Here is an 18,074-nt window from a genome sequence, read left to right on the forward strand (position 1 = left end):
GAGCAACCATGTCTGCAATGACTCCCCGTGAGATCGTTCACGAACTTAACAAGCACATCGTAGGTCAGGAAGAAGCCAAGCGGGCGGTTGCCATTGCGCTGCGGAACCGCTGGCGTCGCATGCAGCTGGACAGCAGCCTGCGCGAGGAAATCACTCCCAAGAACATCCTGATGATCGGCCCCACCGGCGTCGGTAAAACCGAGATTGCCCGCCGTCTGGCGAAACTGGCCGACGCCCCCTTCCTGAAAGTGGAAGCCACCAAGTTTACGGAAGTGGGCTATGTAGGCAGGGACGTGGAGTCCATCATCCGCGACCTGGCGGACATGGCAGTTAAAATGCTTCGCGAGAAAGAGAAGAAACTCCATGAGCACCGTGCGCTGGATGCGGCGGAAGAGCGTATTCTGGACGCCCTGCTGCCCCCGGCCCGGGATTTCAAGGAAGACAGCCAGCGTACCGAGGATTCGTCCACGCGCCAGTTATTCCGCAAAAAACTGCGGGAAGGCGAACTGGATGACAAGGAGATCGAGATCGATCTTCGTAGCGGCGGCGCGGGCGTTGAGATCATGGCCCCCCCGGGCATGGAAGAGATGACCAGCCAATTGCAGAACATGTTCTCCAACATGTCTTCGGACAAGCGCAAGACCCGCAAGATGAAAGTGGCGGATGCTCTGAAGCAGGTTCAGGACGAAGAAGCCGCGAAGCTGGTGAACGAGGAAGAAATCAAGCAGAAGGCGGTCCAGTCCGTCGAGCAGAACGGCATCGTATTTATCGATGAGATCGACAAGGTCGCCAAACGCTCCGAGAATACGTCGTCCGATGTGTCCCGTGAAGGCGTACAGCGCGACCTGCTGCCACTGATCGAAGGCAGCACTGTCAGCACCAAATACGGTACTGTCCGCACCGATCATATTCTGTTTATTGCCTCTGGCGCATTCCATCTGTCCAAGCCGTCAGACCTGATTCCAGAACTTCAGGGCCGCTTGCCTATCCGGGTTGAGCTGCAGGCACTGACTCCGGATGACTTCAAGCGCATCCTGACCGAGCCGGATGCCTCGCTGGTGCAGCAATACGAGGCACTGATGGGTACGGAAGGCGTGAAACTGACGTTCGCGGAAGATGCCATCACCCGGATTGCCGAAGTTGCATGGAAAGTGAACGAAACTACCGAGAACATCGGTGCGCGCCGCCTGCACACAGTGCTCGAGCGCCTGCTCGAGAGCCTCTCCTATGAAGCCGGTGACAAAGTCACTGACGGCTTTGAGGTAACAGCAGCGTTCGTGGATGAGAAGCTTGGGGAATTGGCGGAAGATGAGGATCTAAGCCGCTATATACTCTGATACTGATGTCGGATTACGGCTTTGCCTAATCCGACCTGCGGGTATGGCGCGCAGTCATATCTGCAGGTTGGATTAGCAAAGCGTGATCCAACAATCAGCGGGCACCACTCTTTTTTACTCCGCCCGTGAAAAGAGCTGTGTCACATTCTCCAGACCGCTTGCCAGCTTGCCCTTCTGGGCCTGCTTCTTACGCCCCTTCGCCACATACAACGGCAACATCTCCCCGTACAGACTGGTACTGATGGTGCGTTGCTCGTCTTCAAGGCGATCACGGCGCAGCTTGATTCCATACTTCGACAGCTTGGGCTCCAACTCGTCCGCACGGGCCAACAGGTCACGACGGGTCATCTGGTAGGCATGCTCACACACCATCCGTCGGGACTGGAAGCTGAACACGTTGGAGAAAAACAGCTTGGCATCATCACGGGTTGGCTCAAACAACAGGATATCCTTATCAGGATAATCCCGCGCATACTGGGCAATACCGGATTGCATGCGGGAATAGACCATGGTCCGGAACATCTGCGACAGTAGATTAGGCATACCGGATCGGGTCAGCTCACCCGGCTTCATGGTTCCTGCCCTGACTGCCGCGCTTGCGTCAATCGGCACCTGGGGATTCACCGCAATCACCAGATCCGCACCGTCCTCGAATGCCACCGAAGCGTGAAGCCCTTTGCGCAACGTGCCATCCACGTAGTAGCGGCCATCAATGTTTACCGGCACATACAAGCCGGGAGAGGACATACTGGCCTGTATCGCACGGGAAATCGGCACATGGTCGAAGCCCGGTGCACCGAAACAGACGGCGTCAGTGCTCTCCACATCGGCCGCCACGATATAGAGGCTGCGCCTGAGTTGACGGAAATCATTGGTGCGTCCCAGCATGGTGAACGCCCGCTGGAGATATTCGTGCAACCCCTCGTTATCAAACAGTCCTGCAGGCGCCGCTTGAGCAAGAATGGTCATCGCTTCCAGCAGGCTTTGATCGTAGGGATTATTAATAAAGCGACGAACCGCCGTAGTCAGCAGCCCGGGCACGGCCAACAGGCGACTGCCAAGCTCGCGAAGAGCTGGGCGATAGAAAACCTCAGGATGGAAGGGATGCACTTCGGCTTCATTGCGCACAAAAATCCGACACAGCTGCGCGGTGGTCATCTGATTTGCCAGGTTCGCAGCGGCAAAGGAGCCGGCGTTGACCCCCACATAGACGTCAATATCATTGAAATCGAGGCCGTCCAGAGCCTCATCAAGCGCTCGCAGGGCACCGATTTCATAGATCCCACCCAACGGACCGCCACCTCCCAATGCGAGGCCAATGCGGGGTCTGGGCTTGATCTCAGTCGTCACTGACGTCATACAGCTTTCCCTTCCGGGTTTTTATACGTTTAGTGTCTCAATAAGGTAACAACCGGTTTTAGAGTCTACACCCTATTATTCGAACTTGATTCTGCAACCCCTCACAATGCCGCATGCTCGGCCAGAGCAACCGGGGTCGTTCTGCCCGGACGGAGGTAACGTCCAAAACCGGCATTGCGCAGCGCCAGGTCCACGCAACTCTTGATAACGTGAGGCGAATCCAGCAGCAGGACATCCTCCAGAAGCTGCCCTGCCCACTCACGACTGACACTGCGAATAACAGATTTTACCTTGGGCAAACTGGCGGCGTTCATCGACAGGGAGTCATACCCCATGGCCATCAACAACAGCGCGCCCCCCGGATCACCGGCCAGTTCACCGCAAATACCAACCGGCTTCCCAACGGAATGCGCATCCTGGGCTATGCGAACCAGCGCCTGCAACACCGCCGGGTGATAGGAGTGGTACAACTGGGCAACGCGGGGGTTGTTACGATCCACGGCCAGCAGGTATTGCGTCAGGTCGTTGGAGCCAACCGAGAGAAAGTCCACCCGGTCCGCCAGCTCGCGGATCTGATAAACCGCCGCCGGGATTTCCACCATGACACCCACCTTGGGCATGTGGATCTCGTAACCTTCCTCCCTGACTTCATGATAAACCCGGTAGATCAGGTGCAGGGACTCTTCCACTTCTGAAATGTTGCTGATCATCGGCAGCATGATCTGCAGATTGTTCAGGCCCTCGCTGGCCTTGAGCATGGCCCGGACCTGCACCAGGAAAATTTCGGGGTGATCCAGGGTAACTCGAATACCGCGCCAGCCCAGGAATGGGTTCTCTTCCTCAATCGGGAAATAGGTCAGCGCTTTGTCACCACCGATGTCCAGTGTCCGCATGGTGACCGGGCTCGGTGCAAAGGCCTCCAGTTGCTCCCGGTAATACTCACGCTGCTCCTGCTCAGAGGGAAAGCGATCCTTGATCATGAACGGTACTTCGGTGCGATAAAGACCGATACCTTCAGCACCATGATTCAGTGAACGAACAACGTCGGTCATCAGGCCAGTGTTGACGAGCAACGACACCCGATGACCGTCGATCGTTTCACAGGGCTTGTCGCGCAGGACCTCAAGCCCCTTGATCAGCTCGTCTTCCTCGTCACAGATCTCCTGGTAGTAGGCCCGCAGTTCGTCTGAAGGCGAGGCAAAGATCTGACCCTCGAAACCGTCAACTACGAGGTCCCGACCATCCAGCTGATTGACGGGGATATCCACCAGCCCCATCACGGTCGGGACTCCCATCGCACGGGCCAGGATGGCAACGTGGGAGTTACTCGACCCTTTCACTGACACCAGCCCAACCAACTGCCCCTTGGGGACCTCACCCAACATGGCAGGCGTCAGCTCTTCGCTCACTAGCACAGTTCGTTCCGGGTAGACCTGGTCTTTCTGCTCCCCCTCCTGGAGATGGGACAGCAAACGACGGCCCAGGTCGCGAATATCCACCGCCCGTTCCTGCAGGTAATGGTCATCCATCATCTCGAAGTGGCGCACATACTGCTGAACAACCTGCTTCAGGGCTCCCTGGGCCCAGAACCCCTCACGGATCTTGTTGGCGACCTCGCCCGGCATGGCATCATCGCCGAGCATTCTCAGATAGACATCAAACAGGGCCTGCTCCTCCGGACGCAGCTGGGAAGCGAGGCGATTGGCAACCCGTTCGATGTCTTCACGGACAGCGGTAACAGCCTCCGCAAACAACCCAAGCTCCAGGTCTATATCGTCCGTCGGTTTTTCCGGAACCACATCCAGGTCTGCCGCGGGATAGACAACCACCCCTGTGCCGATAGCCACACCTGGGGCGCCGGGCACACCATTGAAGCTGACATCCCGGGCTTCTTCGCCGGTGAGGGACAAACCGCTGATGGCGCCTGTTGCCTCACTGTGAGCAATTACACCCGCCAACTGCGCGGATACCGTTACCAGGAAAGCCTCTTCCCCTTCATCAAAACACCGGGAGCTTTCCCGTTGCTGTACGACCAGAACCCCCAGCACACGACGGTGGTGGATGATTGGCACGCCAAGGAAGGAACGGAACCGCTCTTCACCGGTTTCCGGGAAATATCGATAACGTGGATGGGAAGGGGCATCTTCCAGATTGATGGGCTCTTCACGGGCACCGACCAGCCCCACAAGACCTTCAGAGTACGCCAGGCTCACCTTTCCAACTGCCTTACGGTAGAGACCTTCCGTCGCCATTAGAATGTAGCGGTTGGTGGCCGGGTCGAGCAGGTAAACGGAACAGACCTCGGTCCCCATGGCCTTTTGCACCCGCGATACGATGATATCCAGCGCTTCCTGCAGGTCGCGGGCGCTGTTCACCTCTTGTACCAGATTTCGCAGTATGCTCAGCATGGCGGTTTCAGCCCGTCATTTCTGTTGGTCCTTTACACGCTGATTCTGCTCGCTGCGATACCACTGCTCCATGTTATAGAACAGTCGCGGCGCGAGCTCCCTCAACGCACGTCGATACACTTCACGCTTGAATGAGACCACTTGTCCCAAAGGGTACCAGTAACTCACCCACTGCCAGCCGTCGAATTCCGGCGAATCGGTGCCATCCACACGTACTTGCGCGTCCGGCGATAACATCCTCAGCAGGAACCATTTCTGTTTTTGTCCCACACAGACGGGGTGCGAGTTATGTCGCACCATCCGCCGCGGGAGGCGATATCTCAGCCAGCCCCGGGTACAGCTGATGATTTCGACATCGGCCGCACTCAAGCCTATTTCTTCCCCCAATTCCCGATACAACGCATCTTCCGGTGATTCGTTGTGCTTGATACCACCCTGCGGGAACTGCCAGGAGTCCTGCCCTATTCGCCTAGCCCAGAGAACCTCGCCCCTGTGGTTGGCCAGAATGATTCCGACGTTGGGTCTGAAACCGTCTGAGTCAATCACGGCACAGTCCTCTTATAAGTCGGCGGACCAGTTCAAAAATTCACCGGTCGGAATTGTCCAAGTTGCTATCATTCTTACAGAAACCCAAGGGTTCGGCAAACGAAGCCGTTGCCTAAATGTCGTGGTAGACTGTCGCCTTTCCCGCAATCCCTGCCATGACCGGAGGTAATACCCTTGACGCTTGCGATCTTTGACCTAGATAACACCCTGCTCGCCGGGGACAGTGACCATGCCTGGGGCGAGTTTCTGGTGGAGGAAGGCATTGTGGATGCCGAGGAATACCGCAAGGCCAACGATCGTTTCTATCAGGAATACCTGAACGGGGAACTGGATATCCTGCATTATCTGGGCTTTGCCCTGCAGCCCCTGGCCAAACATGCCATGGCCGACCTGCTGACCTGGCGCGAACGCTTCATGGACAAGAAAGTCCGCCCTATGCTGCAAGACAAGGCATTCAATCTGCTGGATGAGCACCGAAATCAGGGCCACACCCTGATGATCATCACCGCCACCAACCGTTTTGTGACCGAGCCGATTGCCGATATTCTGGGCATTGAGCACCTGATCGCCACCGATCCGGAGCTGGTTGATGGTCGTTACACTGGTAAAGTTGCAGGCATTCCCAGTTTCCAGGACGGTAAGGTGACCCGACTTAACGACTGGCTGGACTCGAACAGTGAGACGCTGGATGGCGCCTGGTTCTACAGCGATTCCCACAATGATGCGCCATTATTGAGAAAAGTCGACAACCCTGTGGCAGTTGACCCGGACCCGACGCTGGAAAAGCTAGCTGTGGAGAATGGCTGGAAAGTGATGTCACTGCGGGAGTAAGACGCCCGGAAGGCAAGTGGGGTGGCTGTGCCGGGACACGCTGTGAATACATCCATGTACGCTCGACAAAAACATCCCTGTTTTTGACGGTCCCGGCACAGCCACCCCACTCACCTTCCTACTTTGCGTTTATCGGCCCAACAATTTCCTATCCGCAAATTCAGAAAAAACCAGTCAACGAACGCACAAAGCAGGATTTGATGTAGTCCGTTTCCGGAATCCCTGGAATCACCGGATGGTCCGGCGCTTGGTGACCCTGCTCCAGTAATTGGACGAAACGATCAATCTTACGGCCGCTGCCACGAATAATATCAGTCAGCTTCTCCTGGGACAGGTGCATTGAACAGGACGCCGAAATCAGCAGACCATCCCGCTCCAGCAACCTCAACCCCAGCTGATTCAGCCGTGCGTAGGCCTGCTCACCTGCTTTCTGGTCACGACGACGGGGGATCAGCGCCGGCGGGTCAAGCACCACGATATCGAATTTTTCTTTCTCGTCCGCCAGCGCTTTCAGGGCTTCAAACGCGTCACCCTCTACGGTTTCCACGTTATCCAGACCATTCAGCCTGGCGTTATGGTGCACCGAATCAATCGCCGACGTAGAACTGTCGACGCAAGTCACCTGACTGGCACCGGCACAGGCCGCCTGAATCCCCCAGCCACCGACATAACTGAACACATCCAGCACCCGCTTGCCCGGGGCATAGGCCTGCAGACGCTGACGATTCATGCGGTGATCGTAGAACCAGCCGGTTTTCTGACCGCCTTCCAGCGGCACCTCGAAACGCACACCGTTTTCTTCCACCGTGAGCAGATTGGCTTCCGCCCCGTGGGCCTGCTCAACATAGGTGTCCAGCCCCTCTACTTTGCGCATCTTGCCGTCGTTCTTCAGGATGATCGCTGCAGGATGCACCAGACGCTGAACCGCACGGATAATCGCCTCTTTCATCAACTCCATACCAGCGGTGGAAATCTGCACCACCACGGTGTCGTCAAAGCGATCAATCACCAGCCCCGACAACCCGTCGCTGTCCCCGAACACCCAACGGTAGAAAGGCTTGTCGAACAACCGCTCACGCAGCGAGAGTGCCGTTTCCATGCGCTGGGTAAGGCGCTGAGGCGTCATACCGTGACCGGCATTCCGACTGATCAGACGGCCACAAATCAGCGCGTGAGGATTCACGAAAACCGTCCCCATGGGCTTATCGTTCGACGCCCGCAATTCCGCCTGCGCGCCGGCCTCAAAGTCGGTTAATGGCGATCGACGGGTGTCCACTTCGTTGCTGTAAACCCACAGGTGACCGGCTTTCAGCCTGCGCTCAGCGCCTTTGCGGAGATAGAGGACGGGGAAGTTCATAAAGGTTTCCTAACGGAACTGGAGTAGGGCCGCGGATTATACACGAGCAAACGAATTCAGCACGGCACTCCGGGAATTGGGTGGGTCGGGCCTCCCAAAACTGTGCGGAGCCATGGATGGCGGAGCCCAAGCGTCACATGGATGTGCTTGAGCGTGTTTTGGGAGGCCCGACCCACCCAATTCCTGCACCAAACTCAAATAAAACTATTCCTCTGCAGCAACATGCTCGGCATAGGCCGTGCCATCCATCAGGCCATCCAGCTCGCCCTTGTCCACCAGGCGAACCTTGAACAGCCAGCCATCACCGTAAGGATCCTCGTTCACCTTCTCCGGCTCATCTTCCAGGCTCTCGTTCACCTCGATCACCTCACCGGTAACCGGACTGAACACATCCGAAGCCGACTTGACGGATTCCGCCACACCGGCCTCTTCACCGCCATTCACGGTAACGCCGATTTCCGGCACACCAATATAGACCACATCGCCCAACTGCTCCTGAGCGAAATCGGTAATGCCCACGGTAGCCGTGCCATCGTCTGAAACGCGAACCCACTGATGGGTTTCGATGTATTTAAGATCTGCGGGTACATCACTCATGATTGGATTCCCTATTGATTTTTCGCGCAGTTTAACCGAAGAGTCTAACTCCAGCGAACCCCTCGGGCCGTATTCATGAAGGAATTCAGGTAATCCACCTCGCGATCACGGTCACGAAGGCCTAAAAAGATCTGCTTCTGAATTCCCTGGTCACCCAACCGCACGGACTTAAGTGGCATTTTCTCCGCGTACTCATCCACTAACCAGCGTGGCAAAGCCGCCACCCCGCGACCGGCAGCCACCATCTGCAACATGATGTCCGTCGTTTCTATGGTCTTGTGTTTGGCCGGGCTGGCGTGGGCCGGCAGCAGAAACCGGGTATAGATATCCAGCCGCTCCACTTCCACCGGATAGGTAATCAGGGTCTCGTCCGCCAGATCAGCCGGTTCCGCCCAACCTTTCGATGCCAGTTGGTGCCCACCGGGCACCACCAGCACCTGTTCATAATCGAACACCGGCTCAAACACCAGACCGGGCCGATGCAAGGGATCCGGTGTTACCAGTATATCAATGTCGTGACCGAACAGCGCTCCGATGCCCCCGAACTGGAAACGCTGTTTTACATCCACGTCCACCGTGGGCCATTGCTCCAGATAGGGCCCCACAACCTTGAGCAGCCATTGATAGCAGGGATGGCACTCCATACCGATACGCAGGGTGCCACGCTGCCCCCGGGCAAACTGTCCGATCAACATTTCCGCATGCTCAAACTGTGGCAGCAGACGTGTCGCCAGCGACAGTAAGTACTGACCCGCCTGGGTCAACCTGAGCTGACGCCCTTCCCTTTCCCATACCGCCGTCCCCAGTTGCGATTCCAGCTTCTTGACGGCGTGGCTCAGGGCCGACTGGGTCAGGTGCAGCGCTTCAGCAGCGGCCGTCAACGACCCTTGCCGCTCGACTTCCCGCAGGATTTCCAAATGATTCCGTTCGATCATCGCTTGCTACCGTCCAGCCTGATACGTGAATTAAATTCATGGAAAGGTGAAATAATACCATTATTCTTCATTAATCCAGAGGCGTAATCTTGGTGGTTCTTCTCGAAACCCAGTTAAAAGAACGCAAGGACAACACCATGATTACCACCCATAACCTGGGATTTCCCCGTATTGGCGCAAGACGAGAACTCAAGTTCGCCCAGGAGGCATTCTGGAAGGGTGAGCTGGAAGCCGAAGACCTGAACATCACCGCTGCGGACCTGAGGCGTCGCCACTGGTCACAGCAATCGTCGCTGACGCTTACCCCGGTTGGCGACTTTTCCTACTACGACCAGGTGCTGGACATGAGTTTCACCCTGGGCAACCTTCCAGCCCGGGCCCAGGACACGGGCGGAACGGACCTGGATCGCTATTTCCGGGTAGCCAGGGGGCGATCCGCAAACGACACTGCCTGTTGCGCCATCCATGCCGGCGAAATGACCAAGTGGTTCGACACCAACTACCACTACATCGTGCCGGAGTTCGACCGCGAAACCCGGTTCCAACTGAACCCTGCCCGGCTGCTGGAGCAACTCGCTGAGGCCAAGGCTCAGGGCGTCAAAGCCAAACCCGTTATCATTGGTCCGGTCACCTATCTCTGGCTCGGTAAAGCCAAGGACGACTGTGACCGGCTCGCACTCCTCGATGACCTTCTGCCGGTATACGCCGAACTGCTGAACTTGCTGGCCGAACAGGGCGTGGACTGGGTGCAGATCGACGAGCCGGCCCTGGTCACCGAACTCAATGGCGACTGGCGGCACGCATTCAACCTCGCCTATCACCAGCTCAAAGCCTGTCCGGTCAAGCTTTTAGTGGCCACCTACTTCGGCGAGCTGCGGGACAACCTGCAACTGACCTGCGAACTGCCGGTCGCCGGACTGCACCTGGATGCCATCAGCGCAGCGGGTGAGGTCAGCCGTGTTACCGACTGGCTCCCGGCCCACAAGGTACTCTCCCTTGGCGTTATCAATGGCCGCAATGTCTGGAAAACCGACCTTGAGGCCACCCTGGACTGGCTTGAGCCGGTACACGAGCGCCTTGGTGAACGGCTGTGGCTGGCCCCCTCCTGTTCGTTACTACACGTCCCGGTGGACCTGGCATCAGAAACCGCGATGGATCCGGAGATACGCTCGTGGCTGTCTTTTGCCGTGCAAAAACTCGATGAACTCCAGATCCTGGCCAACGCCCTCAATCATGGGCGTTCCGCTACCGTTGAGCCAATGGCACAAAACGCACTGGCCATCGCCAGCCGCAAGAACTCCACCCGCGTACACAACCCCGATGTCACCCGGGCCGTTGCCGCGATCACTCCGGAACTGGGCGAGCGCAGGAGCCCCTACACCGAACGCCTGAAGCTGCAGAAGTTACACCTGAATCTTCCGGCATTCCCGACCACCACCATCGGCTCGTTTCCCCAAACCCGGGACATCCGCCAGACCCGCCTGCAATACCGTAAAGGCAATCTCAGCGAGCGGGAATACACCACCCGCATTCGTGAGGAAATTGCCCGCTGCGTGCAGGAGCAGGAAGCGCTGGGATTGGATGTACTGGTACACGGCGAAGCCGAGCGCAACGACATGGTGGAATACTTCGGCGAACAACTGGACGGCTACGTTTTCAGCCAATTCGGCTGGGTGCAGTCCTACGGTTCCCGCTGCGTGAAACCGCCCATCCTCTTCGGTGACATCCAGCGCCCTCAGGCGATGACGGTGGACTGGATACGTTACGCCCAGTCGCTGACCGACAAGCCACTGAAAGGCATGCTCACCGGCCCGGTAACGATCCTCAACTGGTCGTTCGTGAGGGATGACCAGCCGAGAAAAGACACCTGTCTGCAACTGGCCCTGGCGATTCGTGAGGAAGTCCTGGACCTGGAGCGATCCGGCGTGCGCATCATCCAGATCGACGAAGCCGCCCTGCGGGAAGGCTTGCCCCTGCGCCAATCGGACTGGCAGAGCTACCTGGACTGGGCCATCGAGGCATTCCGCATCAGCGCCAACGGCGTCAGCGACGAAGCCCAGATCCACACCCATATGTGCTATTCGGAGTTCAATGACATCATCGAAGCCATCGCCCGCATGGACGCCGATGTGATCACCATCGAAACGTCACGCTCGGACATGGAACTGCTTGATGCCTTCAAGGGTTTCCAGTACCCGAACGACATTGGCCCCGGCGTGTACGACATCCATTCGCCGAACATTCCGGCAAAACAGCACATGGTGTCTCTGATGCAGAAGGCAGCGGAACGGATACCCTCGGAAAGGCTCTGGGTGAACCCGGACTGCGGCCTGAAAACGCGGAGCTGGGAGGAAGTGATTCCGGCGCTGCAGGGAATGGTCGATGCCGCCCGGGAATTGCGGGGCGGCTGATTTTGCGGAGAGAGGCCCTCGGCCTCTCTCCGACACCGTTCTGGTTCAGGATGCCAGTTCCGGCAGAAAGGAGGTATCAACCCAATACTGCCTGGGGTTGGTCGGGTTGATATAAACAGGGATCGACTCACTGGAGATATGGTCTGAAGGATCGAACCAGAGGTTATCACTTCTGAATACATGAAGATCTGAAGTAACCGGGTTCTGCCACTGACACACTATCTGGTAAGGACTCTTGCCATTCATGACGAGCCCCTCGTTCCTTTCCACCCCCTGATAGCGAGATTGAACCAGCTGTCCGGTTTCGCGCAGTTTTGCCGCACTCCCGTTCCTGATGGCCGGCACCACAAACATACCAGCGCCGACCAGAAAGAAAACTCCTCCAATCCCACCGACAATAAGGGCAACGCCCCAAAGCGAGAAGAAACCGTCGATACGTGCAGACTCCGGTTCACCCGGAGCAAAAAGCACACGAACTTCCTCGCCACGGCTGTAACTCGGAGGATTGCTGCCGCTTGAAGACTGAAACTCCATCGGCGCGCCCGGCTCATACTCGAATCGGACAATGGGATAATAGGCGTTGGAATCACTGGACCGCGAGCGAATCAGATCAGTCACAACCCCGGGCTTGGCTGTTGCGGTTTCAAGAAAGGTTGACGTGCTCTGGAATGCGAAAAAGGCACCGGCCAGCATGCCGAAGCCCACGAGCGTAAAGATCACCCGCAGGGTGTTGAAGGTTTTCATATCAGTTCCTTTGATGATTATTTCCTTACCCGAGAACGGCCTGTTCTCGGGGAGTGGCAATTATACGCAGATCTTATTTTCTTGAAAGCCATAAAGCTTTGTTATCACTATGCAGAGAACGGCAACATCCACTTATTCAGGTGGTATTCTTGGGTAGTGAAAAGATAGACTTGGCCCATATTTACCCGACAGTTAGAATACTGCTCCTGCTTTATAAGCCATCCAATGGACTGGATTCAAAATGACTACCTCTCGTATCCCAAAATCTCTGCTGTTTGCTTCTTCCCTGACGATCCTGGGCGGCTGCGATGCCATCAACGATTGGCATGCCCTCGAGATGGTCCAGCGCAATATGGACTACATGGTGTTGGTTGAGGGCGGTGAATTCCTGATGGGCAACCCGGGCGGCTGGGCCATGGGAGCCGACACCATACCGGCCCATCAAGTGGTGCTGGATGATTTCTATATCCAGAAGTACGAAGTGACCCAGGGGGATTTTGAGGTTTTTGTGAAGGCTTCAGGTCACAAGATCAAAGCACGCTTTTACGAAGACAAACAAAGCGAGTCCCCTGAACGCTTCGCAGGTGAGCTTCCAGCTCCCGTATCCTGGCATGACGCCAAGGCGTTCTGTCTGTGGCTCGGGAAACAGTCTGGCCACAACGTGGACTTGCCTACCGAAGCACAGTGGGAATATGCCGCACGGTCTGGTGGCAGACCATTGCGTCACGCCACCGATAACGGGGAGCTGGAACCAGGGCGCAATATAAGCAGCACCAGTGGCCCTGCCTGGTCCTTGCACAGCGACTTCCAGAAACTCCCTGAACCTCCCGGTCGTTATCAGCCCAACCCCCAGGGCTTATATGATATGTCCGGCAATGTCGCTGAGTGGGTAAACGACTACTACCACGCCGATTACTACCAGAATTCAGCGAGAATCAATCCCACGGGCCCAGAAACAGGCAAATCAGTTACCGTCGGGCCAGGCTTCAAAGAGCCTGAAAGAGTTATGCGTGGCGGGGACTACCGAGGTCACATTATCAACAGTTCGACTGTTTCCCGACGAGTCGTGCCTGAGTCAAGCGTGCCTTTGACCGGCGGGTTCCGCTGCACAAGGAACTAAACGTACCTCGCACAACTGTTACGAGTATAACCCTGAGAGCCACTGTTCCGTTTGTTCAGCCTTTGAGGATCTGTAAAGGAACCTCAAAATCAAGTTAATGTAGTTGTTCTTCAGATCCGCCAGGCTACCTTTGATGCCATCATCCTGCCCCATGCGCCGGAGAATTTCAGTAAATTCCCGGTGCCCCCCGGCAGTGCTGAGCACTACGAAAGCGGCCGCTGCCATTTGCTCGAAATCCGCATTATTGGTGCGCTTCGTCTGTGAAGCATTTCGTGAAAACAAGTGGAGCACTTCGGCCTTGGCCTCTGGCGTGTAGTTAGCCACGTCTGCTTGCACAACCCTGTTTGCTGCATCAACTGCTTCCAAGTAGCTTTCTTGGACCGATCTCCAGTAGTCTTGCAGCCGGTCAAGTGGCCAAGACGCTAAATTTACCAGATCATCACCACTGATTGCCTGAACACGCAGCATCAGAGATATAAGCGAAAATGCCTGGCCGTCTATCCACTCCAGGAATCGGAAATCGGACTGTTCCAGAGACCAGCGCACAAATTGGATGAGTTCTACAATCTGCGGGCCGTTTAGTTCCGCCGCAACTCCACCACCAGCGCCGGGCCCCAGCACCAAGTGACCTTTCAAGGTCATGTAGAGCCGCCGATTGTCCGAAAGCCCAACCTTGAACTCAAACCCGGCACCAAGTCCTGCAGAAAGAGCGATTTCAGGTTTAACCTCCAGCAGAGACTGAAAGGCCTTATCCGCCTCATCCCGGTTTTCCTGCTCGTTCTCCGAAATGGATCCGACCTGACCTTCGCCCTGTTCGTCTTGAACTTCTGCGTATGCCGTCTTCCATTTCACGCTGAAGGCCGCTTCGTTCTTCAGGGTGCCGCCGGCGAACACCTCGCCGCCGGCGTCTCCGGTGATGCCCACATTCCCGGGAGCCGTGGAGGCCTTCACGTTGGCGGCCAGGGATGCACAGGCTCCGGCGAAACCCTGGATGGCGCATTCCACATCGGTGCGGAGGTGGCCACAATGCAGGCGCACCAGCTCACCTTTCCGGTCCTGGTATTCCAGCCGCAGGGGCATTCCGTCGGCATTTGGCAACTGGGCCTTGAGCGAAGCCTTGCCCTCCAGCAAGCTGTAGGCGCTTTCCATCTTGCCGCCCACGTGAACTTCCTCTTTCACCGGGTTGTATGAGGCAGATAATCCGGCCTGGGCGGCAAAGCGGAACATCTGCGCCTCGGCCTCCGCAGAGAATCGCCCGTCTTCCGTCGCAATCTCTTCCTTGAACAGCTCAATATTGAGCTGGTTGAAGAAATTGTCTTCCTTGCTTTTCCATTCGGCAATCTTGAGTTTTAGTTCCCGGTTCGTCTGCAAGGCATTACGGGCTTGTGAACCTGCCTCCCGGAAGCGGCCGGCGGACATGGCTTGCTTCACGTCTGCCGTAGTCAGTGGCTGCCAGCCCTTGCGGAATCGCTGCAGTGCCTCCCGGTGAATATAGCGGTATCCGGATTCACTTGTGCGCTTGATTTCCACCACATTCCAGGCCCGGGTATCACCAACATTCGGGCTGGCAAATATATCGTTTTTTGACGGTGGGCTGGTTTCAACCAAATAGCTCAGAGCCTGCTCTTGTTCCGTGATGAGATTTTTCTTCTCATCCTGAAGCTCACGGTAACGCTCGACTTCCCCCGTATCGACCAGGCTCCACAGGGATGGGGTCGGATCACTCCTGACAACGTAGTCGGCGAACTCACGCCACCACGCGGGATCAGGCGTGGCTTCGATGTCGTTCAGCCGTTGCTGCCTTTGTACCAGTGCATTCATGTCCGAACTGGCAATGAATTCCGGCCAACGTGTGCGTGCTTTGAGTGTATCGGTTTCATGAGCCAGTTGGGCGACTGTCTCGGCCTCCTGAGTGCCCGATGCCTGAGCAACCCGATAGGTAACCTCCGCCTCCAGCGCTGCCCGAAGAAACTTCAGTCGCTCATCCAGAGCTTCGTAGTTTTTCTGTTCGGAATCGACGTTGCTCCTGCGCGCCTCCAGCACGGTGTCGATATCGGGCAATGTCTGCTCCAGCTCGTGGGACAGAGTCCGGAAAATACGGATGGTTATCAGGTCCTTGGGATTGTTGCTGGACTGTCGGTACATCGGTCTCAGAACCTCGCGCTGGATTTGTCCCAGCTCCTCTCTAATCCGCTCCCGTCGCCGTTGCTGGCGATCCAGGCGCTGCTGTGCCTGCTGCCAGCGTGCCTGATACTCATCCAGTAATTCCTGAGCCGTGGTGCTGGAAGAAGTCGGTGGCAATGCGTCAAGATCCTTCAACGTCCGCCAGACTTCCTCCTTGGCTGCTGGAATCCGGTCCTCCGGTCCACTCTCCGCTTGTTGCAGATCCTGCAAAGGCGCCTGCAAGGCTTCAATAGCTTTGTCCAGCTCATTTCGTTGCCGTTCGGTCAGGGCATGCACCGATCCTGTCTCCCCGGTAATGTGGACCAGTTCCACAAGCTCTACCTGGCAGTCAGTGCAGGAGGCCTCGGTAGAGCTTGTGTCGCTCGCAGACCTGGGCGGTGGAAGATCCTCTGAACTGGCTGAACTATTTGCCGGGATATTCAGTTTCCAACCAACCTGAATCAGGTCAGGATCCTTAATTATGGGGTTACGGGCCTGAATCTCCAATGCCGGGACCTGATAGCGCTGTGCAATCTGCGACAAAGTGTCTCCTGCCCGTACTTCATGCTGCTGGGACATAGTCCTGCTTCCTTATGCTTTCCATAGCGGTAAGCCTCTCACTGGCTGACCATTGCTCCTGCAATAAAACTTCCTGGTACGGCTTATCTCTGGGGAAGGCATCACCGTGTCTGATGGCCAGCCGCAACCAACGCTCCTGGTCCGACACCGTGTTTACCCCTGATCCATGAGCCTCCAGCAAACAATTCAGAACCCAAACTATGGGATCTTTGCACGAAGTCAGACTGCTTCCGTAATAGTTGGCAAAGCTCTCTGCCTGGGCGGCCATTCGGTAAGGGGAAATTTGTCGAAGCTGCTCTTCACTGACCGAGATTAAGCTATAGTCCTTGGTTGCAGCGCTATCGGTCGCCATAGTTGTTCGAGTTCGCCACTTCAGGCCATCATGCCAGGACCACTGCTCGTCTGGAGGCATAAATTGACGCAGCTGCACTTGGCCCATGACGCACAATAGCGGTCCAAGCATTCTGGGCTCGTAAAAGCGCAATAGCCGCGCGCGCCCCGCCCCAAACAACCACTGCTGGCAGCGATCTCGCAGGTTCGTAGCGTCCAGCGACGTCTGGATCATGATGCCCAGGGGGCGGGATTCCAAATCAACCGCAAGCTGTTGCGTGAAAGTACCGCAGTTTCGCAAGTCAACCAGAATGGGGCCACTAGCCCAGTCTGTTTGCCATTCGGTGCCCTCAAAGAGACTCCACCACTCAATAGGCTCGTTGGCCATGGCTCTGTAGAGTCGCGGCAATAAGTCGTGGGCTATAGCAAGGTCAACAATGGCATATGAAGTTGCCTCCGGCTTGTCACCTTGGGGGACCGTATCCTCAAGCGTGGTTATGTAGAATGCAGCGTCCATGCTCATCGTACTCACATTGGGAAATGGCCAAGTTACCTGAATCCGCAGCTTCTTTTAGTAAGCTGGCTCTCGAGACCTCGGGACTCGCGTCATGCCTCTGATTCGTGCCAGCCAATACTGCTCCATCCTTGTTAGAGATAACATCTTCCGGTATTGACTGCGGAGAGTCTGGAATCCGGACCGACGCAGCACTCCCACTCCCCGGCCCTCCCCCGGAATTCATCTTCACCATCGGCCCTGAAACCGTCACGCCACTGGGGTCCACTTTCACAAAACTACCCCCGGCCTTGAGGGTTACTTCCGCACCCGCTTCGATCACAATTTTCATGCCGGCCTTGTGGTGGATTTCGCTGCCAGCTTCGACGAACTGGTTCTTGCCCTGTTTGCTGTGATGGCTGCCGTTAACGGTGAGGCTGACGTCGCCTCCGATGGCTTCACGTTTCTCCCCATCCACCGTGGCGTGGTCATTGCCCTTGATGTGGGCGTTGCGGTGGTTTTCCACGGTGAGGTGGCTGTCATTCTTGATGACTTCGGTGCGGTTGTGTTCGGTCAGCAGGTCCAGGTCTTTCTGGGCGTGGACATAGATCTGCTCTTTGTCTGCTTCGTCCTCAAATCTGAGCTCGTTGCTACCCTCGCCCTTGTGGGTCTGGGTTTTGAGGGTGGTGCGGGTCTTGTGTTCCGGCAGCGCGTACGGCGGTGTGTTGGTGGCGTGATAGGTCCGGCCGGTAATGATCGGCTGGTCCGGATCGCCGTCCAGGAAAGAGACGATGACTTCGTGGCCGATTCTCGGTAAGGCCATGAACCCATACTGGCCGCCGGCCCAGCCCTGGCTGACTCGCA

The 18,074-nt window shown here is 56.6% G+C and carries 14 protein-coding genes; 4 read left to right on the forward strand and 10 right to left on the reverse strand.

From position 1 onward, the window contains the following. Positions 1-8 precede the first annotated feature (8 nt). Positions 9-1,337, forward strand: coding sequence for an ATP-dependent protease ATPase subunit HslU (gene hslU, locus Q0Y21_RS00080; RefSeq protein ID WP_297790379.1), 1,329 nt, complete (start codon positions 9-11; stop codon positions 1,335-1,337). A 114-nt stretch (positions 1,338-1,451) separates the two neighbouring features. On the opposite strand, the gene Q0Y21_RS00085 is transcribed toward hslU, so the two are convergent. The 3 genes from Q0Y21_RS00085 to Q0Y21_RS00095 form a co-directional block, all read right to left on the reverse strand. Further along, a complete protein-coding gene (locus Q0Y21_RS00085; RefSeq protein ID WP_297790381.1) occupies positions 1,452-2,696 on the reverse strand; it encodes a patatin-like phospholipase family protein in 1,245 nt (414 codons plus the stop codon). A gap of 101 nt (positions 2,697-2,797) precedes the next feature. Beyond that, entirely contained in the window at positions 2,798-5,104 is a 2,307-nt protein-coding gene (ptsP, locus tag Q0Y21_RS00090; protein WP_297790383.1) for a phosphoenolpyruvate--protein phosphotransferase, read from the reverse strand. Between the two features lie 15 nt (positions 5,105-5,119). Next, complete coding sequence (locus tag Q0Y21_RS00095) at positions 5,120-5,650, reverse strand: RNA pyrophosphohydrolase (RefSeq protein WP_297790385.1); 531 nt, start codon at positions 5,648-5,650, stop codon at positions 5,120-5,122. 174 nt (positions 5,651-5,824) lie between these two features. On the opposite strand from Q0Y21_RS00095, the gene Q0Y21_RS00100 reads away from it, so the two are divergent. Next, positions 5,825-6,481, forward strand: a complete 657-nt coding sequence (locus Q0Y21_RS00100; protein WP_297790387.1) for an HAD family hydrolase — start codon at positions 5,825-5,827, stop codon at positions 6,479-6,481. 160 nt (positions 6,482-6,641) lie between these two features. On the opposite strand, the gene Q0Y21_RS00105 is transcribed toward Q0Y21_RS00100, so the two are convergent. The 3 genes from Q0Y21_RS00105 to Q0Y21_RS00115 all read right to left on the reverse strand — a co-directional run bounded on the left by Q0Y21_RS00105 (position 6,642) and on the right by Q0Y21_RS00115 (position 9,370). Continuing rightward, the gene (locus tag Q0Y21_RS00105; RefSeq protein WP_297790389.1) at positions 6,642-7,838 is read right to left on the reverse strand and encodes a class I SAM-dependent rRNA methyltransferase; all 1,197 of its coding nucleotides are present in this window, start codon (positions 7,836-7,838) and stop codon (positions 6,642-6,644) included. A 204-nt stretch (positions 7,839-8,042) separates the two neighbouring features. Beyond that, the gene (gene gcvH, locus Q0Y21_RS00110) at positions 8,043-8,435 is read right to left on the reverse strand and encodes a glycine cleavage system protein GcvH (protein ID WP_297790392.1); all 393 of its coding nucleotides are present in this window, start codon (positions 8,433-8,435) and stop codon (positions 8,043-8,045) included. Positions 8,436-8,479: 44 nt separating this feature from the next. Further along, entirely contained in the window at positions 8,480-9,370 is an 891-nt protein-coding gene (locus Q0Y21_RS00115) for a LysR family transcriptional regulator (protein ID WP_297790394.1), read from the reverse strand. Positions 9,371-9,507: 137 nt separating this feature from the next. Here Q0Y21_RS00115 and metE point away from each other — a divergent pair, with 137 nt between their 5' ends. Then, positions 9,508-11,781: a 5-methyltetrahydropteroyltriglutamate--homocysteine S-methyltransferase gene (metE, locus tag Q0Y21_RS00120; RefSeq protein ID WP_297790396.1), complete on the forward strand. Its 2,274-nt coding sequence runs from the start codon at positions 9,508-9,510 to the stop codon at positions 11,779-11,781. Between the two features lie 45 nt (positions 11,782-11,826). Here the strand turns inward: metE and Q0Y21_RS00125 are convergent, their stop codons facing one another. Beyond that, the gene (locus Q0Y21_RS00125) at positions 11,827-12,525 is read right to left on the reverse strand and encodes a DUF3592 domain-containing protein (RefSeq protein WP_297790398.1); all 699 of its coding nucleotides are present in this window, start codon (positions 12,523-12,525) and stop codon (positions 11,827-11,829) included. A gap of 241 nt (positions 12,526-12,766) precedes the next feature. Here Q0Y21_RS00125 and Q0Y21_RS00130 point away from each other — a divergent pair, with 241 nt between their 5' ends. Next, positions 12,767-13,645 (forward strand): SUMF1/EgtB/PvdO family nonheme iron enzyme, encoded by an 879-nt coding sequence (locus Q0Y21_RS00130; protein ID WP_297790400.1) that lies wholly within the window; start codon positions 12,767-12,769, stop codon positions 13,643-13,645. Between the two features lie 18 nt (positions 13,646-13,663). Here the strand turns inward: Q0Y21_RS00130 and Q0Y21_RS00135 are convergent, their stop codons facing one another. From Q0Y21_RS00135 to vgrG, 3 genes are all read right to left on the reverse strand, one after another. Beyond that, positions 13,664-16,387 carry a LysM domain-containing protein gene (locus tag Q0Y21_RS00135; RefSeq protein ID WP_297790402.1) on the reverse strand — a complete coding sequence of 908 codons (2,724 nt, stop codon included), beginning with the start codon at positions 16,385-16,387 and terminating at the stop codon, positions 13,664-13,666. Then, positions 16,371-17,240: a DUF4123 domain-containing protein gene (locus Q0Y21_RS00140; RefSeq protein ID WP_297790404.1), complete on the reverse strand. Its 870-nt coding sequence runs from the start codon at positions 17,238-17,240 to the stop codon at positions 16,371-16,373. Before Q0Y21_RS00140 ends, Q0Y21_RS00135 begins: the two co-directional genes overlap by 17 nt. Continuing rightward, positions 17,203-18,074: type VI secretion system Vgr family protein (gene vgrG / locus Q0Y21_RS00145; protein ID WP_297790406.1), on the reverse strand; the 872-nt coding region annotated here is incomplete at its 5' end. The genes vgrG and Q0Y21_RS00140, both read right to left, overlap by 38 nt.

The organism is uncultured Marinobacter sp. (assembly GCF_947259545.1).
In the GTDB taxonomy this organism is placed as follows: domain Bacteria; phylum Pseudomonadota; class Gammaproteobacteria; order Pseudomonadales; family Oleiphilaceae; genus Marinobacter.

Coding starts and splice junctions, on each gene's coding strand:
- Q0Y21_RS00115 (WP_297790394.1), bottom strand. CDS start 9,370: ATGATCGAACGGAATCATTTGGAAATCCTGCGGGAAGTCGAGCGGCAA.
- Q0Y21_RS00085 (WP_297790381.1), bottom strand. CDS start 2,696: ATGACGTCAGTGACGACTGAGATCAAGCCCAGACCCCGCATTGGCCTC.
- Q0Y21_RS00125 (WP_297790398.1), bottom strand. CDS start 12,525: ATGAAAACCTTCAACACCCTGCGGGTGATCTTTACGCTCGTGGGCTTC.
- ptsP (WP_297790383.1), bottom strand. CDS start 5,104: ATGCTGAGCATACTGCGAAATCTGGTACAAGAGGTGAACAGCGCCCGC.
- Q0Y21_RS00105 (WP_297790389.1), bottom strand. CDS start 7,838: ATGAACTTCCCCGTCCTCTATCTCCGCAAAGGCGCTGAGCGCAGGCTG.
- metE (WP_297790396.1), top strand. CDS start 9,508: ATGATTACCACCCATAACCTGGGATTTCCCCGTATTGGCGCAAGACGA.
- Q0Y21_RS00140 (WP_297790404.1), bottom strand. CDS start 17,240: ATGAGCATGGACGCTGCATTCTACATAACCACGCTTGAGGATACGGTC.
- hslU (WP_297790379.1), top strand. CDS start 9: ATGTCTGCAATGACTCCCCGTGAGATCGTTCACGAACTTAACAAGCAC.
- gcvH (WP_297790392.1), bottom strand. CDS start 8,435: ATGAGTGATGTACCCGCAGATCTTAAATACATCGAAACCCATCAGTGG.
- Q0Y21_RS00135 (WP_297790402.1), bottom strand. CDS start 16,387: ATGTCCCAGCAGCATGAAGTACGGGCAGGAGACACTTTGTCGCAGATT.
- Q0Y21_RS00130 (WP_297790400.1), top strand. CDS start 12,767: ATGACTACCTCTCGTATCCCAAAATCTCTGCTGTTTGCTTCTTCCCTG.